The sequence below is a fragment of the Mesorhizobium sp. P5_C1 genome, assembly GCF_054049815.1.
The window spans coordinates 1-1,042 of the sequence record NZ_JBFULQ010001084.1; the positions used below are offsets into that span (position 1 = coordinate 1).

The 1,042-nt window shown below is 59.3% G+C and carries 2 protein-coding genes; both read right to left on the bottom strand.

Annotation, left to right across the window (positions count from 1 at the left end):
* On the bottom strand, positions 1–420 hold a 420-nt coding region (locus tag ACXJ7R_RS34035; RefSeq protein WP_457155621.1), incomplete at its 3' end, for a response regulator transcription factor.
* 385 nt (positions 421–805) lie between these two features.
* Positions 806–1,042 (bottom strand): response regulator (locus tag ACXJ7R_RS34040; RefSeq protein WP_457155622.1); only part of this gene is annotated, 237 nt, incomplete at its 5' end.

A 1,042-nucleotide genomic window follows, 5' to 3' on the forward strand; every position in this document is an offset into this window, starting at 1 on the left:
TTCCCACCTTATGCGGTCGTTTTCGAGCGCGCCGAAGACCGCATCAAKCATGTCCTGGTCCCGGAACGGTTTGGTCAGAAAATCGATCGCTCCGGCTTTCATCGCGCGCACCGACATCGGGACATCCCCGTGTCCAGTCATGAAGACGACGGGCATTTGAATGTTCGACTTTGCAAGGTGAGCCTGGAAATCGAGGCCGCTCACGCCGGGCAACCGGATATCGAGCACGAGGCAGCTTGGCGTTTCCGGCAGCTTGCCCTGCAGGAATTGGCTGGCGGAGGCGAACAGTTCGACATGCAGCCCCACGGATCTGAACAGCCCACTCAGGGCATCGCGCACAGCGTCGTCATCATCGATGACATAGACTGTCGGCGCAAAAGCGGTCGACGCGGTTTGGCCTGGATTGGAACCTGCTGTCACGATAGCAATCCGCTCTCACGATTCCTGCTCCGCACGGCCCAGGAATGGCACAACGCCATCTTAGCATATTAATTTGGCAACGAGCCCCGCCACTAGGCGAGACGTGGTCGCGACTGTCGGTAATGCCGAGGGGGCTGGGATGGCTTCCGCGCGCTACACCATCAATATCACCAATCCACCCATCGGCGCATGTGCGCTGATGTTTCTGCAGTCGCGCCCTCTTGTGCAGCGGGGCTAGGCAGGCGATCGCCGAAACCTGCCTGGAATTCAACCGCACAGGCTGGCGGCAATCTTCCCGGAACGAACGCAAAATTCCGATTTGGAACGCACGCGACTTCGTTCCGAAAGCAATGGCGGTGGCAGCGCTCGGCTCACCACGAAGACGTCATTCCGGCTTGATTTCGCGTGGCCAGTTCAGCGCATCTTCGATGCACCGGATCATGGCGGCGGCGTCAAAAGGCTTGTAGAAGAAGCCTGCCGCCCCTGCAGCGAGGGCATTTTGCCGGGTCCGTTCGTCAGGATAGGCCGTGATAAGAATCACCGGAACGGTGTGGCCACGTGCCAGGAGCAACGTCTGCAGTTCCAACCCGTTCATTTCCGGCATCTGCACATCGGTAATGAC